Below are 18,682 nucleotides of genomic sequence, written 5' to 3' on the forward strand. Positions count from 1 at the left end.
TTAGAACTTTAATCTCAGACCCAAACTTGGCAGAACCGGCAATTGATCCACGCGTTGCGATGAAATGCGGTCGAAGTAAAAAATATTTTTGCGGTTGTAAACATTCACTACGTCGGCGTTTATTTCCAGAACCGTAGCATTTTTAAGCTTAAAAGTCTTTTTAGCCGATAAGTCGAGGCGGTGGTAATAAGGCAGGCGTTTGGAGTTCATATCGCCGTACAGAATGCCTAATTCGCCGTTCTCGGAAGTCAGGTCGGAATCGATGCTGCCGGTGAGGTTACGCTCAAAAAAGCCCTGGGTTGGCGTGAACGGGAACCCGGAACCTAAATTCCAGCGACCGCTGATCTCAAAGCTTTTCTCTTTTCCGAAGGTATAAGTACCCAGTAAGTTAGCATTGTGGCGGCGGTCGAAATTGGTCGCATATTCCTGCTTGCCGAATTTCCGGTCTACTTCCGCTAAGGAATAACCCGCCTGGAACAACACGTTCTCACTGGCATATTTCAGCGCTAAATCGATACCCTTGGCAATGCCGGATTCTACAATGTACGGGGCTTCGTTGCCAAATAAACGGTTCCGGTTTATGTTCACCAACTGGTTAAAGTCTTTAATGTAAGGCTCCACGTTTACCGATACCTTATCGTTTACGTCGTACTCAAATCCGGCCATCAGGTGGCGGGCTTTCTGCAAAGGATTCTCTACGCGCTTGCCATCCGCATCTACCAAAGATTCCGGCGAAGAAATGAAACCGGCAAAAAGGTTTACTACGTCCTGGTCGGAGCGGGTAGCAAGAAAGTTCTGGGTAAAGAAGCCCCCGGCAAATTTGAAACGTAATTTTTCGGAAATATTGTATTTAAAACCAAGGCGCGGCTCCGGCGAAAAAGTAGCCAGGGAAGCATAATAATGCAGGCGGATGCTCGGCTCTAAAACGAACAGGCTCTTCACGATGCGGTACTTGAAAAAGCCCGCCATTTCGGTGTTGTTCTGCTCTTCTTTCTGTTCTACGCCGCTTGGGGTATAGCCTATGAAGTTGGTTTTATTTCCGATTACCGATATCCCGTATTTCAGTTCGTTCTGGTTAATGAAGTAAGTAAAGTCCAGGCCCAGATTAAACCCGTTGATCTTGCTGGTACGCGGCTGGGCTATTGGTTCGGTAATGCCGATATCGTAATTGGAATAGGCCAGCAAACCGCGCATTAATAAAGACGAAGAAGAAGGCAGCAACATAAAATCAGTACCGAAACCATACGAATCCCATTTTACCTGGGAATTGCTGGCCAGGTTTACGCGGTCGTTGAAATTAAAGCCAAACAAATTAAGTTTATTGCCGCCGGTAGAGTTAAACGAAGCCTTGCCGTATACATCGGTAAAGCTGTAAGGCAGCCCGTCTTCGTTGGCGTATTTGTAAAGGGTTTTAGAAGTTTTATCCAGGTAAGAAGTTCTACCGCTTAACAGGAAAGACGAGTTGCTTACGCCATCCTTTGGTTTCGACAACGGGCCTTCCAGCACCAGTTTGGAAGTGAACGGATTTACCGAAACCACGCCGCCGAATTTTTTCCGGTTCCCGTCGCGGGTCGTTACGTCCATTACCGCCGAAGTCCGGCCACCGTATTCAGCGTTAAAGCCGCCAGTGTACACTTCCACGTTGCGGATGATATCGGTATCGAAAACGGAGAATAAACCAATGGAGTGGAACGGGTTGTAAATGATCATCCCATCGAGCAGGAAAAGGGTTTGCACCGGGGTACCGCCCCGAATGTAAAGCTGTCCGCCCTGGTCGCCGGTAGAAACTACGCCGGGAATGGTTTGCAGGTACTGCGCTACGTCGGGCTCGCCGCCAATGCTTGGCAAGGCCGTGATCTGGCGCGGGGTAATTTTCTCTACCGCTACGTTTACCGTAGTGGTATTTACCGTCCGGCCGGCCTTCACTTCTATTTCTTTCAGGTTCAGATCGGTCTGCTTAAGGTAGAATTTCTGGGTTTTGATCTCATTGGGTTTTAAGACGATCGGAACTTCCAGGGTATCGTAGCCAATGGAGCGGGGCATTAAGATGTAGCTGCCCGGCTGAATGCGGGTGATGGAGAAATAACCGTTTACATCGGTCTGGGCGCCCTGCACCATTTTGCCGTTGCTGTAAAGCAGTACGGTGCTGTAAATCAGCGGGTCGCCATTCTTTTCATCGTATAAAAATCCGCGGACTTCGGCAGTTTGTGCCCAGGCTTTCGGCGCCCCGGACAAAAACAACATAAAAAAGAAGCAGATCTTAAAGTAATTCTTCAGCATATTTCAGGTTTGAAAATCAAAATTAATAAAAACCCTGAAAGCTGGTAGACTTCCTCCTTTTTTTAGTGAAAATAGTTCTATTTATCCTTAAACGGACAACTTTTCTGCTGCTTCTACGTTGCGCAAACGCTATGATTTTCAAGGGAAAAAACCTCACAGGTCTCGGAGACCTGTGAGGTTTGAATCGCTCCTTCTATACCACCGGAAGCTGCTGTGGCACCGGATGCAGGATTTTAAAAACCAGTTCCTTCAGAATATCCGCATCGGTCATGTTACCACCTTCAATGCCTTTGCTTTGCAGGTCGGCTACTCTTATATAATGCAGGATCTGTTTGGTGCGCGGATAACCGAAGGTGCGCATGGCGTTCAGGTAATCTTTGGCAAAAAACGCGTTTACCCCCAATGCTTTGGCAATGCCGGCATCCGATTTGTCTTCGGCAAAGAAACCGGTAAGAACTTTGCTGAAAAACCCGAACAGCAAACTTAAATTCGGAATTACCGGGTTGGCTTTGGGATTGGCTTCGAAATAATTGATGATGCGGTTGGCTTTCAGGGCATCGCCGTTGATCAGGGCCGACTGCAGCTCGAAGATGTTAAAGTCCTTGCTGATGCCGATGTTTTCCTGCACCAGTTTTTCATCGATGGTCTGCCCTTCTTTTAAGTTGATCGTCAGCTTGTCGATCTCGTTGGCCAGGCGCGACAGGTCTGCTCCGATGTATTCGGCCATCATCTGCACGGCTTTCGGCGAAACCTGCAGCTTTCTGTCTTTGAGGTAATTGTTGATCCAGGCAGGAACCTGGTTGTCGTAGAGCTTTTTGGTGGTTAAGAGTACTGCGTGCTTGTTTACCGTTTTGGCCAGGGCTTTGCGGCCGTCGAGGGTTTTGTGCTTGAAAGCAAACACCAGTACTGTGCTCGGCAGCGGGTTCTGCAAATACGCTTCCAGGGCTTTCATCCCGTTGTCCTTTTCAATGTCCGGAATGCTTTGCGCTTCTTTCACAATTACCACGCTTCTTTCGGCCATCATCGGGTAGCGTTTTGCCTGGCTCAGGATCGTCAGCACATCGGTATCTTTGCCGTACATCACCACCTGGTTGAAACCTTTGTCGGCTTCGCTCAGGGCATGCTTTTCAATGTAATCGGAGATCAGATCGATGTAATACGGTTCTTCGCCCTGCAGGAAATAAACCGGCGCGTATTGGTTCTGCTTTAACTTCTGTAATATTTCGTCGGCGGTAAGAGCGGCCATTTAAATTGCTGATTGTTAATTGTTGATTGTTTGGTTTTTGGGGGAGGAAAGGAATAGCGTTTAGAATTTTTATCTGCTAATATTAACCTTGTTTTTTACAAGGAAATAGACCATTATACTAAATGTAAATAGAGTTACAATTATTGAAATGAAATAAAAAATCACAATAGGGATAATTTCAACTAATAAATTACCAAAGTGAATTTTACTAATTAGATAAATTACTAAAAACACAAACCAAATAGTAGAGTTTATTATTAAGGAATATCTCCAAATTATCTTCCATTTAGATTTTAAACTCAAAAGATCATTTACCATAATTTTTCCACCAACCCAAAGGACAATTGGCAAAGCTAAAATCAACCCAATGATTGAGTCTAGGTAAACTGCTAATGTTCCCATTAAACGTAAGCCACCACCCGTTAGCATAGCTAGAATCCATAGAAAAGCATAAAGCGCAACTAATCCGAAAGGAAACCCTACCAATAATGAAATCAGTCCACCTTTATTCTTTAAAGTCATCAAGCCTTTTTATCTGATAATAACGCTATCCTTATCCCCTCGAAACCCCTTCCCCAACAAAATTACCGCAACTATAATGAAGGAACAAGCGAAGACTAATATCTTTGCCGGATAATTGCGTTCCGACTTTGCTTAAACGCTAGCCTTTAGCCATTAAAAAGTCGAACCATCGAATATCGAACAATCGAACAACCGAAATTATGATAAACCTGATTGATGAACTGAAATGGCGCGGCATGTTTTTCGACGCCATGCCCGGCACCGATGATTTACTGAAAAACGAAATGGTTACTGGCTACATTGGCTTCGACCCTACTGCTTCTTCTTTACACATCGGCAACCTGGCAACCATTATGCTGCTGGTGCATTTGCAGCGGGCCGGCCACAAACCAATGGCCCTGGTAGGCGGCGCCACCGGCATGATCGGCGACCCTTCCGGCAAGGCGGCGGAACGGAGCTTCCTTTCGGAAGATGCCTTGCGCGCGAACCAGGATGGCATCCGGAAACAGCTGGAAAAATTCCTCGACTTTAACGCCGGCGCCAATTCCGCCGAAATGGTAAACAACTACGACTGGTTCAAAGACTTTTCGTTCCTGGGTTTCCTTCGCGACGTAGGCAAGCACATGACCGTGAATTACATGATGGCCAAGGATTCGGTGAAGAAACGGATCACGGCTTCGGAAGAAGAAGGCCCGGCTTCCGGCCTCTCCTACACCGAATTCACCTACCAGTTACTGCAAGGCTACGATTTCTTCCATTTATATAAGACCAAAGGCGTAAAACTGCAGATGGGCGCTTCCGACCAGTGGGGAAACATTACCACCGGTACCGAACTTATCCGGAGAATGGACGGCGGAAAAGCGTTTGCTTTAATCGGCAACCTGGTTACCAAATCCGACGGCACCAAATTCGGCAAATCGGAAGGCGGCAACATCTGGCTCGACGCTTCCATGACCTCCCCGTACAAGTTCTACCAGTTCTGGCTGAACCTGAGCGACGAGGAAGCTGAAAAATTAATTAAGGTGTACACGCTGCTGCCTCAGGAAGAAATTGAAAGGTTAACCGCTGAACACAAACAGGCGCCAAACCTCCGCATCCTGCAGAAAGCCCTGGCCGAAGACGTAACCATCCGGGTGCATTCCGCCGAAGATTACCGCGCCGCCGTGGAAGCTTCGGAAGTTTTGTTCGGAAAAGGAACCCTGGATACGCTGAAAAGGCTGCCGGAAGACATGCTGCTGGCCGTTTTTGAAGGCGTGCCGCAAATTGCAGTTTCCCGCGCCGATTACGAGGCTACCCCAACCGTGAGCGACCTGCTGGCAGCTTCTACCAACGGCATCATTTTTAAAAGCAAAGGCGAAGCCAAACGCATGATCGCCGATAACGGCGTAAGCATTAATAAAGAAAAAGTACAAAATTCGGAAGAGCCACTGGCTTTCGAATTGCTGCAAAATAAATATCTGGTGGTGCAGAAAGGAAAGAAAAATTATTTTCTGATTGCCGTAAATTAGGCCGCTACGGCGGTTAACAATAAAAAAGGTGGCTTCTTGCGAGGCCACCTTTTTTGTTTGATCAAATACTGTTTTAATTACTTTTTGCCTGCTTTTGCAGTAGAACCGGCTGCTTTTTTAGCACCGCCGGCAGAAGCGCCAGCTTTCGCTTTAGAAGCAGAACCAGCAGAAGCAGTTTCGCCGCCAGCTGCGTTTTTCATGTCCTGAACCTCTTTTCTGATGTCCTGAGCCATGTTTTTCAGTTCCTGCATGCCTTTACGTACGCGGGTACCGGCAGCTGAATTCTGCTTGTCGTAGAATTTTTCGAAATCAGCTTCCAGTGACATGATTAAATCTCTTACCTGGCCAAAATTGTTCTTGCTCATTAGTGCGTTTGTTATTGGTTAAACATTAATATTTGATTGCTCTAATATACAGATATTTCGAATACAAGCAAATAAGGCACTTTTTTTTTCAAAAACAGGCAAAAATAATTAGGCCGTAACGGCAGGCTTCGAGTACAGGCCTTTATCTAGCTTAGCTGCAATTTTCTCAAACGCGTCGATCGTCTCTTTTACGTCTTCCAGCGTGTGGGCAGCCGTAGGAATTAAACGCAGCATGATAACGTCTTTCGGCACTACCGGGTAAACCACAATAGAGCAGAAAATATTGAAATTCTCTCTCAGGTCGAGGGTTAACTGGGTGGCATCCGGAATTTGTCCGGCTAATAAAACCGGCGTAACCGGAGAATTGGTTGTACCCAGGTTGAAGCCTTTTTCGCGCAAACCGCTTTGCAGGGCATTCACGATCTCCCACAGTTTATCTTTCAACTCCGGTTTGGTTTTCAGTAATTCCAGACGCTTCAGCGCGCCCACTACCAACGGCATCGGCAGGGATTTGGCGAAGATCTGAGAACGCATGTTGTAGCGCAGGTAATCGATCACGTATTCTTCCCCGGCCACAAACGCGCCGATAGAAGCCATGGATTTTGCAAATGTAGAGAAGTAAACATCGATGCCGTCCTGAACGCCTAAGTGCTCGCCGGTACCAGCGCCGGTTTTACCCATGGTACCGAAACCGTGGGCATCGTCTACGAATAAACGGAACTGGTATTTTTCTTTCAGGGCAACAATTTCGCGCAAAGCACCCAGGTTACCGCTCATGCCAAACACGCCTTCGGTAATAACCAGAATACCGCCACCGGTTTCAGCAGCTAATCTAGTTGCGCGCTGCAGTTGTTTTTCTAGGCTTTCAATATCGTTGTGCTGATACACGTAGCGTTTGCCCTGGTGCAGGCGCAACCCGTCGATGATACAGGCGTGTGATTCGGCATCGTACACAATTACGTCGTGGCGGTTGCAAAGCGAATCGATAATAGAAAGAACGCCCTGGTATCCGAAATTCAGCAACAAGCCGGCTGGCTTCTGTACAAACTCCGCTAATTGTTCTTCCAGTTGCTCGTGCAGGTTCGAGTTTCCGGACATAATGCGGGCTCCCATCGGGTAAGCCATACCATATTGTGCAGCAGCTTCCGCATCTACTTTCCGTACTTCCGGGTGGTTGGCCAGACCTAAATAGTTATTCAGGCTCCAGGTAAGTACTTCTTTGCCCCGGAATTTCATGCGCGGCGCTATTTCACCTTCCAGTTTCGGGAACGTGAAATAACCATGCGCATAGTGAGAGTGACTGCCCAACGGACCACGATTGGCTGCTAATTTTTCAAAAATATCCACTGTGTATACAGGTTAAATAGTTGGAAATCGGATTTGACGATAAAAACCATTCAGCAATTACCGTAAAAAGTGCACAAATTTAAGTTTATTATAATGCAAATCAAACCTCAAACATTTGTTTAACTTTTTACTTTCAAAAGAATACTGTTTCTTTGAAGCTTTATTTCGACTCTCTCTATTATAATTAGTAGAATGACTAAAATCAGGAAAATACTGGTGGCTAACCGCGGCGAAATTGCGCTCCGCGTAATGCGTTCGGCCCGCGAAATGGGCATTAAAACGGTAGCTGTTTACTCCGAAGCCGACCGCAAATCGCCGCACGTGCGCTACGCCGACGAAGCCGTTTGTATTGGCGGCCCAAAATCGGCAGAATCTTACTTACGCGGCGACAAAATTATCGAGGTCTGCAAAGAATTAGGCGTAGATGCCATTCACCCGGGCTACGGCTTTTTATCGGAGAATGCCAACTTTGCCAAAGCCGTAACCGAAGCCGGTTTAATTTTTATCGGACCTTCGCCGGAGGCTATTACCCTCATGGGCAGCAAACTGGCCGCCAAAGCCGCCGTAGCCAATTACGACATCCCGATGGTACCCGGCACGAAAGACGCCATTACCGACCTGGAAGAAGCCAAGAAAGTAGCGACCAATATCGGTTTCCCGATCCTGATTAAAGCATCTGCCGGCGGTGGCGGTAAAGGCATGCGGGTAGTAACCGGCGCCGAAATCTTTGAAGAACAAATGAAAATGGCTGTTAGCGAAGCCATTTCCGCATTCGGCGACGGTGCCGTTTTCATTGAAAAATACGTTGGTTCGCCGCGCCACATCGAGATACAGGTGCTGGGCGATATGCACGGCAATATTGTGCATTTGTTCGAGCGGGAATGCTCCATTCAGCGCCGTCACCAGAAAGTAATTGAAGAAGCGCCTTCGGCTATTTTAACGCCGGAAATTCGCGAAGCCATGGGCCAGGCCGCCGTAAACGTAGCCAAAGCCTGCAATTACCACGGCGCCGGTACGGTAGAATTCTTAATGGATGAAAACCTGAACTTCTACTTTCTGGAAATGAATACCCGTTTGCAGGTAGAACACCCGGTTACCGAACAAATCACCGGCCTCGACCTGGTAAAAGAACAGATCAAAATTGCCGAAGGCGCCCCCCTTTCTTTTAAACAGGAAGACCTAACCATTAACGGCCACGCGCTGGAGCTCCGCGTGTACGCCGAAGATCCGAAAAACAACTTCCTGCCAGATATCGGAAAGCTGGAGCAGTACAAGCGTCCGCAAGGCTTAGGTGTGCGGGTAGACGATGGTTTTGAAGAAGGCATGGAAATTCCGATCTACTACGACCCGATGATCGCCAAACTGGTAACCTTCGGCAAAGACCGCCAGGAAGCCATTGAAAAAATGCTCCGCGCTATCGACGAATATAAGATCACCGGTATCGAAACCACGTTGCCTTTCGGTAAATTCGTTTTAAACCACGAAGCCTTCATTTCCGGCAACTTCGACACCAAATTCATCGATCGCTATTTCACCCCGGACATGCTGAAACCGGAAATCAATCCGGCGGAAACGGAGATTGCCGCTGCTCTGGCTGCCATGCTGATGGACAAGAAAAAGCCGGACGTGAAAGCCAATGCCGAAGCCTCAGCGGTTGCTACTTCCAACTGGAAAAAGAACCGGTTGCATTCTTAAGGCACGAAAGTTCAAATTGTAATCAAACCTGTGAGATTTTAAAAACCTCACAGGTTTTTTTGTGCTGAACGGTACCGTTTTAGGCTGAAAAACGAAAGCCTGAGAATTGATTTTCTCAGGCTTATTATTTTAAATCAACAGTGTGTTGTTCAGTAGCGTAGGGTTAAACTTAAAAATCTGCAAGTAAGAAAATTTGCGTCATTCTGAGCTTGTCGAAGAATCTTATGGAAATTACAATGACAAAGCGAGCGTAGCAAGATTTGGCTTACAGGTTAATTCTAGTTATGCGGCTCCATAAGTTCCCTCGACTGGCGTTCGGGATGACGCAATAATGTAATCCTAATTTTTTTCTGGTTCTTCGACTTTGCGAATAAAACCATTGCAGCTGAACGCCGAAATTAGCTCTAAACCAAATCAAATAAACTCCGAACGCCAATAAACCTTTCTTTGGTGAAGGCTTCGCCGAACTCCACGCCTATTAAATGGCCCATATCGCGGCTCCGGGCTTCCAGGAACTTCAGGAATTCGAGGCTGGAGATGTAGGTATTTTCTTCCGGATTGTTCGGGTCGTAGAACTGGGAACCGTAGGCTCTAACCGCTTCCATGCGCTGCTCCCAGTAAGGCGTAATATCCATTACAAAATCGGGCGTATGCATCCGGTCCTGAATGTAGTGATACACCTGCTTGGGTCGCCAATGTTCCTGTTTTTCGCCGTTCTCCCCTACTGTTTCCACCATTTTCAGGCCCGCTAAAAAGCAGCTTTCCGAAACCAGGGTAGAACCGCGTCCATGATCCGGATGCCGGTCGGAAATGGCATTCAGCAACACGACTTCCGGCTGGTATTTGCGAAGCACCTGAACCACTTTTAACTTATTTTCCTGGTTTACCTCGAAAAAGCCGTCGGCTAATTCCAAGTTTTCCCGCACGTGCAAACCAATGATCCTGGTAGCCGCTTCGGATTCCTGCTTCCGGATTTCGGGGGTGCCCCGGGTTCCAAGCTCGCCGCGGGTCAGGTCTACAATGCCAACTTTTTTACGCATGGCTACGTGCGCAATCAGGGTGCCTCCACATGACATTTCAGCATCGTCTGGGTGCGCGGCAAAAGCAAGCAGGTCTAATTTCATAGCAGGAATTTAACTTAACGGATACGCAAGCTACGGCCAAGCTTTAAAGTAGTTTTCCCGGAAATCTTATTCAGCCGCATGATCTGGGCCTGGGAAACGCCGTACTTCCGGGCAATTTGCGAAATGGTATCGCCGGAACGTACTTTATGATACGCTGAAGATCTTACGCGCGTAGCCCGTCCGCGCGCACTTTTCTTGTATTTTAAAGCCGTGTTGTAATAGTTGAACAGCGCCGAAGTAATTACAAAGTCTTCTTTCTTCAGCTTGTACTCCGGGAAATTATAAATATGCTCCGGATCGATCGGGTTGCCTTCGTAGCGCACTTCGTAATGCAAATGCGGACCGGAACTACGGCCGGTACTTCCGCCCATACCAATTGCCTGACCGGATTTTACGAACTGCCCTACGTTAACCAATGGCCGTGACAAGTGGCCGTACAGGGTTTCCAGACCGTTGTAGTGGCGCACTACCAGGTAATTACCGTAGCCACCGCCATCGTATTTCGAGATTCGGATCACACCGTCAAATGCTGCATAAACGGTATCCCCCATATCCAGGTCGATATCGGTACCGTAATGCCAGCGATAACCCCGGTAACCGAAATCGGAGGTGATCGGCGTAGTGGTAAGCGGCATTTTGGAGTAACGCTGCTTGCTATGGTCTACCAGGTGAATGTGCAGAGAATCTTTGATATTGCGGCCGTCTTTGCGGTACGGGTTAATATTGTGCGTATCCCAGATGGCGTAATAGCCGGCAACCTTTATCCAGGTACTATCGATCAGGATCTCATCCGACATTTCCACGATCTGCTGTTCACCCAAGTCGAGCGTAGTGGTATCTTCGTTCAGGATGGAAAGCTTTTTAGCCGGGTTAAAGAAGATAGAACGGCCGGCATCGGAAGAATCCTCGGGAAACTCGTCGTACTCGATCAGAATAGAAGTATCGGGACGCACATACTGGATCTTCGGCGCTTTGATCTTAAAAAGATCTTTCTTGCCTGCCTGTTTGTTCTTTGCCGGGGCCTTTTTAGGGGGCAAATTCCGGCTTTGGGAAAACCCTTGCAAACCGGTTAAAACCAAAAAGAACAGCAACAGTAATCTAAAGGAAAAATTACGCATTCAAAAAGTAATAAGGGCACTGGAAACGAGTATGTTGCCTTTTTAAACGAGTAAAAAGGCAACATATTTCCTAAACTTTCAATCGGTTCGTTTAGTATGTTTCCGGGCCGGAAAAAGAAAAATTTAATGAATACCTTGAGCGGCGAGGTAACGTTCGGCATCGAGCGCGGCCATGCAACCGGAGCCCGCAGCCGTTACGGCCTGGCGGTACATAAAGTCCTGTACATCGCCGCACGCAAATACGCCGTCTACGTTGGTCTGGGAAGTTCCCGGAATGGTGCGGAGGTACCCGTTTTCGTCGTGCTTCAGGTATTTCTTAAAGATATCGGAGTTTGGCTGATGGCCGATGGCTACAAAGAAACCGCTGACAGGAATTTCGCGAAGCTCGTTCGTAACGATATTCTTCACCCGTACGGCTTCCACCACTTCGTTTCCTAAAATTTCATCGGTTACCGTATTCCAGAGGATCTCAATGTTCGGGGTTTTCTTTACGCGTTCCTGCATAATGATAGAAGCCTTCATCTCATGGCGACGCACGATCATGTAAACCTTGGAGCAAAGATTAGACAGGTAAGTTGCTTCTTCAGCCGCGGTATCGCCGGCGCCCACAATGGCAACCTCCTGCCCGCGGTAAAAGAAACCGTCGCAAACTGCGCAAGCCGAAACCCCGTTGCCATTCAGGCGTGCTTCCGATTCCAGCCCCAGCCATTTGGCCGAAGCGCCGGTAGAAATGATAACCGTATCGGCCGTAATTACCTTATGGTCGTCGATGGTAACCTTATGGGGTTTTCTACTGAAGTCCACGTCGGTAGCAATGCCGTAACGTACGTCGGTACCGAAGCGCTCCGCCTGCCGCTTAAAGTCCTCCATCATCTGGGGGCCGTTAATGCCGTCCGGATAACCCGGATAATTCTCCACGTCGTTAGTAATGGTAAGCTGGCCGCCCGGCTGCAAACCTTGATATAGAACAGGCTTTAAATTAGCCCGGGAAGCATAAATTGCCGCCGTATAGCCGGCCGGTCCGGAGCCAATTATTAAACATCTTACGTGTTCGTTTTCAGTCATTGTAAAAGATCAGTTCAAAAATTCAGATACAATATTACAAATTTTATCCCGAAACCTTTCAGCCTTCTGCCGATGGGCAATTGGTTTTTCACGCCTGAACCATAGCATTGTCTAATGAAAGAACCCGGTAGAGACGCAATTTATTGCGTCTAAATTCCGGATATTACACCGTTTACGCCGTTGTTGGTGTTTTCACCAACAACTCAACTCCGCCAAGAAAATACCTGCAGTAGAAGTTGTTGGTGAAAACACCAACAACGGCAGGAAAAAGACGCACAATACTGTCGCAATGCTGTGAAAGACATAATGTATAAGACGTAATGAATTACGTCTCTACCGATCAATTAATGAAAAAAAACCCCAGCCTTTGGAGCTGAGGTTTTGGGGTAAAAACAGTATCGTTTTGCTTAGCCTAAATATGGTTTTAAAGCCTTGCTCCGGGAAGTATGACGTAAACGACGGATCGCTTTTTCTTTGATCTGACGTACGCGTTCGCGGGTAAGGTTGAACTTCTCTCCGATCTCTTCCAGCGTTAATGAATGCTCACCATTCAGTCCGAAATAAAGGGTAATTACGTCGGCTTCACGCTTGGTTAAGGTAGAAAGGGCACGTTGTACTTCTTTGCGCAACGAATCGTTCATCAGGCCGGTATCCGGGCTTTCTTCGTCTTCGTTTTCCAGTACGTCCAGTAAGCGGTTTTCCTCACCTTGTACAAAAGGTGCATCTACCGATACGTGACGGCCGGAAATTTTCAGGGTATCTACTACTTCCGAAGTGGTTAATTCCAGTACTTCTGCAATCTCTTCCGGGCTTGGCTCGCGTTCGAACTTCTGCTCCAGTTCGGAGAAAGATTTGGAAATTTTGTTCAGGGATCCTACCCGGTTCAAAGGCAAACGTACGATCCGGCTCTGTTCGGCCAAAGCCTGCAGAATAGACTGACGGATCCACCATACCGCGTAGGATATGAATTTAAAACCACGGGTCTCATCAAAACGCTTTGCCGCTTTAATAAGGCCTAAGTTTCCTTCGTTAATTAAATCTCCCAACGATAAGCCTTGGTTCTGATACTGTTTGGCAACCGAAACCACGAAGCGCAAGTTAGCTTTCGTCAGTTTTTCAAGCGCAAATTGGTCGCCTTCTTTAATCCGCTGAGCTAACGTTACTTCTTCGTCGGGGGTAAGCAAGTCCACTTTACCTATTTCCTGGAGGTACTTGTCCAGCGACTGGCTTTCGCGGTTGGTAATCTGCTTACTGATTTTGAGTTGTCTCATTGGGGTATTATTGAAAAAGTTATTTTATTTTATTATATTACATTCCTGGCTCGAAATAAAGAACGCCGGTTTCCGCCTATAAAGTTCGGTTTCCTCCGGAAATAATTTACTCGTTTACAGCAATTTAAACTGCTAAAGGTACAGCCGCATACGCAGATGTACCTTTGCAGATTCAACTCATCAGTTATTGGGGATTTGCCTCCGTGTTTTTAGCTTCAGGCTTTGGCAATAAGGCTTTGCGCGAAAGTTTGAACTTACCGGTCTTCTTGTCGATGTCCATCAGTTTCACTTTCAGTTCTTCGCCGATTTCCAGTACGCCTTCCAGGCTTTCCAGACGCTCGTGCTTCACTTCGGAAATGTGCAGCAAGCCATCTTTGCCCGGCATAAACTCTACGAAAGCGCCGTAAGGCTGAATAGATTTTACTTTACCGATGTAAACATCGCCGATCTCCGGAACTGCCACGATCGCTTTGATGCGGCTTACGGCATCGTTCATATTTTCCTGGTTGGTAGCGAAAATATTAACGTGGCCTTTCTCATTTTTCTCTTCGATAATGATAGTAGCGCCGGTATCTTTCTGGATCTGCTGAATTACTTTACCGCCTGGCCCGATCACGGCACCAATAAATTCTTTATCGATAATGATGTTGAAGGAACGCGGGGTGTGCGGTTTGTAGTCGGCAGCAGGTGCAGCAATGGTTTTTTCCATTTCGCCCAGAATATGCAAACGACCAGCTTTTGCCTGCTCTAAGGCCTGGGTCAGCACTTCGTAAGATAAGCCCTGTACTTTAATGTCCATCTGGCAGGCCGTGATGCCGGCTTTGGTACCGGTAACTTTAAAGTCCATATCGCCTAAGTGGTCTTCATCTCCCAGAATATCGGAAAGCACGGCAAATTTACCGGTTTCGATATCGGTAATTAAACCCATGGCAATACCCGAAACCGGCGCTTTGATCTTCACACCGGCATCCATCAGCGCAAGCGAACCCGCGCAAACGGTAGCCATAGAAGAAGAACCGTTCGATTCCAGGATATCGGAAACAATACGGATTGTATATGGATTTTCTTCTACCGGAGGCAATACTTTTTTCAGCGCACGCATAGCTAAGTTACCATGACCCACTTCGCGGCGTCCAGGGCCACGGTTAGGCTTCACCTCGCCGGTAGAATAACCCGGGAAGTTGTAGTGCAGCATGAATTTATTGGTACCGGAAACCATGGCGCTGTCGATCAGCTGCTCATCCAGTTTCGTACCTAAGGTAACGGTAGTCAACGACTGGGTTTCGCCGCGGGTAAAAATGGCAGAACCGTGGGTAGAAGGCAGGTAATTCACTTCAGACCAGATCGGACGAATTTCATCCAGTTTACGGCCGTCCAGGCGCACGCGATCGTTCAGGATCATGTTGCGCACCGCTTCTTTTTCCACGTCGTGGTAATACGTACCGATCATGCCGGCATCGTAGGTATGGTCTTCGCCTAAAGATTCGATGAATTCCGCTTTAGGAGCACCGAATGCTTTTTTGCGTTCCGCTTTGTTCGGGTTGCCTAATTTGGCAGCGGCATACGCTTTGTCGTAAAGTTCACGCTTGATACGCTCGCGTAATTCTTCGTTGTGGTTTTCGTGCGAATATTCGCGTTTGGTGGTTTTGCCAACCATTTCGGCCAGCTCCATTTGCGCTTTGCACTGAATTTTAATGGCTTCGTGGGCAACTTTGATCGCTTCCAGCATTTCGGCTTCGGAAACTTCGTTCATTTCGCCTTCTACCATCGCCACGCTGTCGTAAGAAGCACCTACGATCAATTCAATATCGGCGCGGGCAATGTCTGAAGTTTTAGGGTTTACTACAAACTGACCATCGATGCGGGCCACGCGAACTTCGGAGATCGGGCCGTTGAAAGGAATATCGGAAACTGCCAGGGCGGCAGAAGCGGCTAAAGCAGCCAGGGCATCCGGCAGCACTTCGGCATCGGCCGAGATCAGGTTGATCATCACCTGGGTATCCGCGTGGTAATCTTCCGGGAACATCGGGCGAAGAATCCGGTCAACCAACCGGGAAATCAGGATTTCATAGTCAGAAAGGCGGGCTTCTCTTTTCAGGAAACCACCGGGAATTTTACCGGAGGAAGCAAATTTCTCCTGGTAATCTACGGAAAGCGGCAGGAAATCTACGCCTTCTTTGGCGGTTGGCGAGGAAACTACCGTAGCCAGCAACATGGTGTTGCCCATCCGTACTACCACCGAGCCGTCGGCTTGTTTAGCCAGTTTGCCGGTTTCAATGTTGATCTCACGGCCGTCGGCCATGATAATGGTTTTGTTAATTGCGTTGTAAGACATCTTTATAGCGTTTGCATCTCATAAACAAAGCTCCCCCTTTGGCAGCTTTGCATTTGGCGCGTTATTTGTGGCAACGGCCGGCACTAAAAAAGATTAGGGAATTCTTGTCCGGAATTCCCTAATCTTTAATTTAATTTTTTATTACTTTCTGATACCTAACTCAGCGATAATAGAGCGGTAACGGGTAATATCGTTTTTGTAAAGATAATTCAGTAAGCTTCTTCTCTTACCTACCAGTTTCAATAAGCTTAAGCGGGTAGAGAAATCTTTTTTGTTCACCTTCAGGTGATCGGTTAAATGGTTAATGCGATGGGTAAACAAGGCAATCTGAGATTCAGGTGAGCCAGTGTCAGTGGCTGTCTTGTTAAAACCGCTTTTCGCAAAAATTTCTTTCTTGGTTTCTGTTGTTAATTTCATCAATTAAAAAATTTTATTGTGCAGCTTGTTTGGTTTAAAGTGCAAAGGTAAAGAAAAAATACGCTTGTTAAAATATTTTTCTAATATTCTGAAACTTTAATTTTCAGAGCCGGTTCAACCTTCGTTTTTACCAGCGAAACGGTGAAGTTTGATCAGGCTTTTAAAGCTTATTCCGTTTCAGTTTATTCAGGAACCTTCTGTACATATCAACCTCCAGCAAGGCCGAATCGTTCCGGGCCTGGTAGAGGAAAAACAAACCGATCGGCAGCAGTACCAGGTTGGCCATCCACATGCCTTCCCAAACCGGCAGCAAGCCTTCCCGCCCCCATTTCTCGCCCAGAATACTCATTACATAAAAGGTAATGAAGAACAGAATGGAAATAAGTACCGGCACGCCTAAACCGCCTTTCTTAATAATGGCTCCCAGGGGCGCCCCGATCAGGAACATAACCAGGCAGGCCGCCGATTGGGTATATTTCCGGTAGATCTCGATTTCAAAGTTGTTGGAATCGCGGGCGGTGTTCTGCAAACGCTCCACGTAGCTCTGGGTAAAACTCCGCAGGTTCCGGGCTTTATTCGTAGCAATCTGAATGGTGTTCACGGTTATAGGAGGAACCGCCTTTTTTACTTCCATTTTCGCCGTATCAATTTTACCCGATAAAGATACCTTGTTGCGGAAGTAGGAATAATAGGGAGCCACGTTATTCGAAACCAGTTTCTCTTCCCGGACAACCTGCCGCCGCAGCGAATCTGTTACGTAATGCAGCTGGCTGATATTCTTCATCATTTTGTTTTCGGCAAACAACTCTTCGCGCGTGCGGTCCAGGTTAAAAGACGACAGGTTGAACATGATGCGGTTCTCCTTGAAACGCTGCCGCAAAAAAGGCGTGGCGTCGTCGCGGACGTTTTCTACTGCTTCTTCCACGAATGTTTTGCCATTGAACAACTCGATGGAAAGATACTGATCGTTGTGAACGGTGGACATTTTTCCGGAGTCAGCCAGGATTACCGCAGTATTACCCCTCCCCTTCGAATGGTCATAGATTATCACACCGGCAATGGTCTGCCCGTCGGGGTATTTTTTATTGATCTTGATGCTGTAACCCGGAATTCCGTTGTAAAAGGAACCTTCCCGCAGATCGAGCGAAGGTTTTTTCTGCCGGATATCCCAAAGCAAGCTATAGGCTTTCAGGTTGGCTTTCGGAACGATATTGTTGTTGAAGAAAAAAGCGAAGATCGAAACGAAAATCGTAAAAACGAAGATCGGCAGCAACGTACGGATCAGGGAAATACCGGACGTTTTAATGGCGGTAAGCTCCATGTGCTCGCCCAGGTTCCCGAAGGTCATCAGCGAGGACAGCAACACGGCTAATGGCAAGGCCACCGGCAGCATGTTCATGCTGAAGTACATGAGCAGTTCCACAATAACAGCCATGCCCAGGTCTTTGCCTACCAAATCGTCGAGATACTTCAGCATATACTGGGTAAGCAGAATAAATTCTACTACGGCCAGCGTCAGGAAGAAGGGCCCGAAAAAGGATTTTAATATAAGTTTATCTAGTTTCTTCATGCAAAAGAGGGCCTCCGCAAAAACGCCGCAGGGCCGGGGTGCAAAATTAGTAGGGTTTCGGGTTAAAAAAGTATTACCCGCCTACTATTTCGCGCAGGCTCTGAATTAAATTACTCCAAAGCTCTTCCATTTCTTCTTCGTCCTGGTCGGCAGAGTAATCGGTGATACGCAGAAACTGTTCGCCGGTAAGTTCGCTGGTTTCGATCGTGAAATCGATGTAGTCGGCATCCGGTACATGGTTCTTGTCGTCGTCGAGAAAAATGAAGCGAACCGAACGGTTGGTGCGGTGGTTGCTCATTTCGGCAAAGTGGTCGGTTTTATCCCAGATAAAGTTGAACGTATTATCCGGCTCCACCGTGGCTTTTTCGGAAAACCAGCGGCCAAGGCCCGCCGGCGTGCTCAGATATGGGTACAGGATCTTAGGCGAAGCATTGATGGCATATTCCCGGGTGAATTTCACTTTGGAAGAGGTAGTTCTGGACATGGCGGTGTTCTGATAACGAGGTGTACAGCATTATAACGAAGCCCAATAAAGGAAATTATTTTCTTTAAAAAAAACTTGCATCATCGAATTATTATTTGCTACCTTTGCATCATCAAAACGGCGGGGTAGCTCAGTTGGTTAGAGCACAGGATTCATAACCCTGAGGTCGGCAGTTCGACCCTGCTCCCCGCTACTGATTATATTGCGAAAAGCCTGTAAACTAACCACTTACAGGCTTTTTTGTTTATATCAGTAAAATAATATTAACACCTCCAGTTTTCGGATCAAGCTGAATTGTTGAGGGGGCATTTTTCCTAAGCATATAAATTAGCAAG

Annotated in this window: 14 protein-coding genes, 1 tRNA gene and 1 pseudogene; 3 read left to right on the top strand and 13 right to left on the bottom strand. The window is 47.2% G+C overall.

The window, feature by feature from the left end; all coding sequences use genetic code 11:
• From F0P94_RS18645 to F0P94_RS18655, 3 genes are all read right to left on the bottom strand, one after another.
• A complete protein-coding gene (locus F0P94_RS18645; protein ID WP_150905899.1) occupies positions 1–2,280 on the bottom strand; it encodes a TonB-dependent receptor in 2,280 nt (759 codons plus the stop codon).
• Between the two features lie 193 nt (positions 2,281–2,473).
• Positions 2,474–3,526: a DNA polymerase III subunit delta gene (gene holA, locus F0P94_RS18650; protein WP_150905901.1), complete on the bottom strand. Its 1,053-nt coding sequence runs from the start codon at positions 3,524–3,526 to the stop codon at positions 2,474–2,476.
• A gap of 69 nt (positions 3,527–3,595) precedes the next feature.
• Positions 3,596–4,048, bottom strand: a complete 453-nt coding sequence (locus F0P94_RS18655; RefSeq protein ID WP_150905903.1) for a hypothetical protein — start codon at positions 4,046–4,048, stop codon at positions 3,596–3,598.
• A gap of 200 nt (positions 4,049–4,248) precedes the next feature.
• Between F0P94_RS18655 and tyrS the strand changes: the two genes are divergently transcribed.
• Complete coding sequence (gene tyrS / locus F0P94_RS18660; RefSeq protein ID WP_225307290.1) at positions 4,249–5,556, top strand: tyrosine--tRNA ligase; 1,308 nt, start codon at positions 4,249–4,251, stop codon at positions 5,554–5,556.
• A gap of 188 nt (positions 5,557–5,744) precedes the next feature.
• On the opposite strand, the pseudogene F0P94_RS19995 reads toward tyrS, so the two are convergent.
• Positions 5,745–5,921 (bottom strand): annotated as a pseudogene (locus F0P94_RS19995) (histone H1); the annotation flags it as partial.
• A 108-nt stretch (positions 5,922–6,029) separates the two neighbouring features.
• On the bottom strand, positions 6,030–7,268 hold the full coding sequence (locus tag F0P94_RS18670; RefSeq protein WP_150905907.1) for an aminotransferase class I/II-fold pyridoxal phosphate-dependent enzyme: 1,239 nt from the start codon (positions 7,266–7,268) through the stop codon (positions 6,030–6,032).
• A 192-nt stretch (positions 7,269–7,460) separates the two neighbouring features.
• Between F0P94_RS18670 and accC the strand changes: the two genes are divergently transcribed.
• Positions 7,461–8,963 (top strand): acetyl-CoA carboxylase biotin carboxylase subunit, encoded by a 1,503-nt coding sequence (accC, locus tag F0P94_RS18675; protein WP_150905909.1) that lies wholly within the window; start codon positions 7,461–7,463, stop codon positions 8,961–8,963.
• Between the two features lie 404 nt (positions 8,964–9,367).
• Here accC and bshB1 read toward each other — a convergent pair whose 3' ends face one another.
• From bshB1 to F0P94_RS18715, 8 genes are all read right to left on the bottom strand, one after another.
• Positions 9,368–10,087 carry a bacillithiol biosynthesis deacetylase BshB1 gene (gene bshB1 / locus F0P94_RS18680; protein ID WP_150905911.1) on the bottom strand — a complete coding sequence of 240 codons (720 nt, stop codon included), beginning with the start codon at positions 10,085–10,087 and terminating at the stop codon, positions 9,368–9,370.
• A 14-nt stretch (positions 10,088–10,101) separates the two neighbouring features.
• Positions 10,102–11,124 (bottom strand): M23 family metallopeptidase, encoded by a 1,023-nt coding sequence (locus F0P94_RS18685; protein ID WP_225307291.1) that lies wholly within the window; start codon positions 11,122–11,124, stop codon positions 10,102–10,104.
• Between the two features lie 204 nt (positions 11,125–11,328).
• A complete protein-coding gene (gene trxB / locus F0P94_RS18690; protein WP_150905915.1) occupies positions 11,329–12,270 on the bottom strand; it encodes a thioredoxin-disulfide reductase in 942 nt (313 codons plus the stop codon).
• Positions 12,271–12,677: 407 nt separating this feature from the next.
• Positions 12,678–13,541 carry a sigma-70 family RNA polymerase sigma factor gene (locus tag F0P94_RS18695; RefSeq protein ID WP_026464485.1) on the bottom strand — a complete coding sequence of 288 codons (864 nt, stop codon included), beginning with the start codon at positions 13,539–13,541 and terminating at the stop codon, positions 12,678–12,680.
• A 184-nt stretch (positions 13,542–13,725) separates the two neighbouring features.
• Positions 13,726–15,876 carry a polyribonucleotide nucleotidyltransferase gene (gene pnp, locus F0P94_RS18700; RefSeq protein ID WP_150905917.1) on the bottom strand — a complete coding sequence of 717 codons (2,151 nt, stop codon included), beginning with the start codon at positions 15,874–15,876 and terminating at the stop codon, positions 13,726–13,728.
• Positions 15,877–16,017: 141 nt separating this feature from the next.
• Positions 16,018–16,293, bottom strand: coding sequence for a 30S ribosomal protein S15 (gene rpsO, locus F0P94_RS18705; protein ID WP_150905951.1), 276 nt, complete (start codon positions 16,291–16,293; stop codon positions 16,018–16,020).
• A 160-nt stretch (positions 16,294–16,453) separates the two neighbouring features.
• On the bottom strand, positions 16,454–17,863 hold the full coding sequence (locus F0P94_RS18710) for an LptF/LptG family permease (RefSeq protein WP_150905919.1): 1,410 nt from the start codon (positions 17,861–17,863) through the stop codon (positions 16,454–16,456).
• A 73-nt stretch (positions 17,864–17,936) separates the two neighbouring features.
• Positions 17,937–18,347, bottom strand: coding sequence for an START-like domain-containing protein (locus tag F0P94_RS18715; protein ID WP_150905921.1), 411 nt, complete (start codon positions 18,345–18,347; stop codon positions 17,937–17,939).
• Between the two features lie 119 nt (positions 18,348–18,466).
• Here F0P94_RS18715 and F0P94_RS18720 point away from each other — a divergent pair.
• Positions 18,467–18,540 (top strand) — tRNA-Met (locus tag F0P94_RS18720).
• The last annotated feature ends 142 nt before the right edge of the window (positions 18,541–18,682 follow it).

The sequence above is a fragment of the Adhaeribacter soli genome (assembly GCF_008727925.1).
GTDB classification, from domain to species: domain Bacteria; phylum Bacteroidota; class Bacteroidia; order Cytophagales; family Hymenobacteraceae; genus Adhaeribacter_A; species Adhaeribacter_A soli.